This window comes from Streptomyces sp. YGL11-2 (genome assembly GCF_050054615.1).
In the GTDB taxonomy this organism is placed as follows: Bacteria; Actinomycetota; Actinomycetes; order Streptomycetales; family Streptomycetaceae; genus Streptomyces.
Map to the genome: position 1 here is coordinate 1 of NZ_JBNHIN010000128.1, position 3,644 is coordinate 3,644.

Below are 3,644 nucleotides of genomic sequence, written 5' to 3' on the forward strand. Positions count from 1 at the left end.
CGTGGCATCTGCACGAGGCGACCAGGCATCTGGATTTGGATGCGTTTGTGGTGTTCTCGTCGGTGGCGGGCACGATCGGCAGTCCCGGTCAGGCCAACTACGCATCGGGTAACGCCTTCTTGGACGGGTTGGCGCGTCATCGTCGTGCGGCGGGTCTTGCGGCGACGTCGTTGGCGTGGGGCCCGTGGTCGCAGGACATCGGTATGACCGGCACTCTCACCGATGCCGACCTGCAGCGCATCGCCCGCCAGGGCATGCCACCGCTGTCCGCAGAGCAGGGCGTGGCACTCTTCGACGCCGCACTCAGCACCACCGAACCCATGGCGCTCCCCGTGCGCCTGGATCTGGCGGCGCTACGCGCCCAGGGCGAGCCCCAACCACTGCTGCGCGGCCTGATCCGGACGCGGACCCGCAGGTCTGGCGCCGTCGCGGAAGCCGGCATCGTGCAGCGCCTGACCGGGCTGTCCACGGCGGAGCGCCGCGAGGCGCTGCTCGACGTCGTACGCGGCCAGATCGCGACGGTCCTGGGGCACGCCAGCCCGGAAACGGTCGCTCCGGACCGGGCCTTCCAGGACCTCGGTTTCGACTCCCTGACCGCGGTCGAACTCCGCAACCAGCTGGGCAAGGCCACCGGACTGCGGCTCCCGGCCACGACCGTTTTCGACTATCCGACCGCCGAGGCCCTGGCGGGCCACCTCCTGGACGAGCTGTTCGGCGCGGAGTCGGAGACGGAGACCGAGACGCCCCTACCGGTCTCCGCCCTCCCGTCCCTGGCGGACGACCCGGTGGTGATCGTCGGCATGAGCTGCCGCTTCCCGGGCGGTGTCGGCTCGCCTGAGGACCTGTGGCGGCTGGTGTCCGAAGGGGTGGACGCCATCTCGGACTTCCCGACCGACCGGGGCTGGGAGATCCCGGACACCGACGACCCCGAGCAGGAGGGCGCCGTCGCCACCCGCTCCGGTGGGTTCCTCTACGACGCTGCGGAGTTCGACCCGGAGTTCTTCGGGATGAGTCCCCGGGAGGCGTTGACGACGGACTCGCAGCAGCGGCTGCTGCTGGAGACGACCTGGGAGGCGCTGGAGCGCTCCGGCATGGACCCGGCCGCCCTGCGGGGCAGCCGCACGGGCGTCTTCGCCGGCGTGATGTACCACGACTACTCGACGCTGCTCTCCGGACGCGAGTTCGAGGGCTACCAGGGCAGCGGCAGCGCGGGCAGCGTCGCTTCCGGTCGGGTGTCCTACACCTTCGGTTTCGAGGGTCCGGCGGTCACGGTGGACACGGCGTGCTCGTCGTCGTTGGTGGCGTTGCATCTGGCGGCGCAGGCGCTGCGGGCGGGCGAGTGCTCGTTGGCGCTCGCCGGCGGCGTGACGGTGATGTCGACGCCGCTGACGTTCGTGGAGTTCTCGCGGCAGCGTGGACTGGCGGCCGACGGGCGCTGCAAGGCGTTTGCGGATGCCGCCGACGGTGTCGGTTGGGGCGAGGGTGCGGGCATGCTCGTGCTGGAGCGTTTGTCGGATGCGCGTCGTCTTGGGCACCGGGTGTTGGCGGTGGTGCGTGGTTCGGCGGTGAATCAGGATGGTGCGTCGAATGGTCTGACGGCGCCGAACGGTCCGTCGCAGCAGCGGGTGATCCGCCAGGCCCTGGCCAACGCCCAACTGACCGCTGCCGACGTCGACGCCGTGGAGGCGCATGGCACGGGTACGACGTTGGGTGACCCGATCGAGGCGCAGGCGCTGCTGGCGACCTACGGCCAGGAGCGTCCNTCTGGCCAGTGCGGGGTTGTCCGCGGCGGATGTCGACGCGGTCGAGGCGCATGGCACGGGTACCACGCTCGGTGACCCGATCGAGGCGCAGGCGCTGCTGGCGACCTATGGTCGGGAGCGTCCTGTGGATCGGCCGTTGTTGTTGGGTTCGGTTAAGTCCAATATCGGTCATGCGCAGGCGGCTTCGGGTGTCGCGGGCATTATCAAGATGGTGTTGGCGATGCGGCATGGTGTGCTGCCGCGGACGCTCCATGTTGATGTGCCGTCCAGGCACGTGGACTGGGACGCGGGCGCGGTGGAGTTGTTGACCTCTGCGACCGAGTGGCCGCAGGGGGAGGGACCGCGCCGCGCGGGCGTCTCCTCCTTCGGGATCAGTGGCACGAACGCGCACGTGATCCTGGAGCAGCCCGAGCCGACCATGGACGCAACTGAGCCGGACGAGGCCGACGACGCGGCGGCGGGGGCCGAGGTGCCCGTGCTGTTGTCGGCTCGGAGCGAGCCGGCGTTGCGGGCCCAGGCGGCCCGACTGCTGTCCCGCCTATCCGACGGAGAACCGGCGCCGCGGATCACCGACGTCGCCCACGCACTGGCGAGGGGCCGCTCCGCGTTCACCCACCGCGCGGTGATCCTGGCCGCGAACCGGGAGGAAATGCTGCGCTCGTTGTCCGCCCTCGCCGAGGGCCGCAGCGAGCCCGCCGTCGTGGCCCAGGACCGGACCCACACCGGCAAGCTGGCCTTCCTCTTCTCCGGGCAGGGTTCGCAGCGCCTGGGCATGGGGCGGGAGTTGTATGACCGCTATCCGGTGTTCGCGGAGGCGTTCGACGCGGTGTGTGCCGCCTTGGACGAGCATCTGGACCGGCCCCTGCGGGACGTCGTCTGGGGTGCGGACGCGGAGCTGCTGAACCAGACCGCCTACGCCCAGGCATCCCTGTTCGCGGTCGAGGTGGCACTGTTCCGCCTGTTGGAGTCCTGGCACGTGCGCCCGGACCACCTGCTGGGGCACTCCGTCGGGGAGATTGCTGCCGCTCACGTCGCCGGGGTGTTCTCGCTGGCTGATGCGTGTGTGTTGGTGGCGGCGCGGGGTCGGTTGATGCAGGCGTTGCCGGTCGGTGGTGCGATGGTGGCGGTGCGGGCGTCGGAGGAGGAGGTGCGTGCGTGCCTGGTCGAGGGTGTGGCGATCGCGGCGGTCAACGGTCCGTCGTCGGTTGTCGTCTCCGGTGTGCAGGAGGCGGTGCTTGCGGTTGCTGCGCGTTTCGAGGGTGAGGGTCGCAAGACCAGTCGGCTGCGGGTCTCGCATGCCTTCCACTCGCCGCTGATGGAACCGATGCTGGCCGACTTCCGGGCCGTCGCCGCGGAACTGTCCTACGGCGAGCCGCAGCTGGCCGTGGTCTCGAACGTCACCGGCGAGCCCGCCACCGCGGAACAGCTGTGCTCCGCGGAGTACTGGGTCAGCCACGTCCGCGAGGCCGTGCGGTTCGCCGACGGCATCGGCGCGCTGCGTGAACAGGGGGTCTCGGCGTTCCTGGAGCTCGGTCCCGACGGCTCCCTCTCCGCGCTCGCCGCGGAGTCCGCCGCGGACGAATCGGTACTGGCACCCGTACTGCGCAAGGACCGTCCCGAGGCATCGGCCCTGCTCACGGCCGTGGCACGACTGCATGCCCACGGCGTGCCGGTCGACTGGTCCACCGTCATCCCCGGTGTGGGTGGGCGGTGGGTGGATTTGCCGACGTATGCGTTCCAGCGTGGGCGGTTCTGGCCGTCGGGTGGGGTTGTGCGTGTGGGGGATGTGCGGTCGGCGGGTTTGGGTTCGGTTGGGCATCCGTTGTTGGGTGCGGTGGTGGAACTGGCGGGTTCTGGTGGGTTGTTGTTCACGGGGCGGTT

1 protein-coding gene and 1 pseudogene are annotated in these 3,644 nt (G+C 70.4%); both read left to right on the forward strand.

Going from position 1 to position 3,644, the window contains the following annotated elements; genetic code table 11:
* Positions 1-1,760, forward strand: a pseudogene (locus tag ACO1BR_RS43855) (beta-ketoacyl synthase N-terminal-like domain-containing protein); the annotation flags it as partial.
* Positions 1,761-1,779: 19 nt separating this feature from the next.
* Positions 1,780-3,644: type I polyketide synthase (locus ACO1BR_RS43860; protein ID WP_426800711.1), on the forward strand; the 1,865-nt coding region annotated here is incomplete at its 3' end.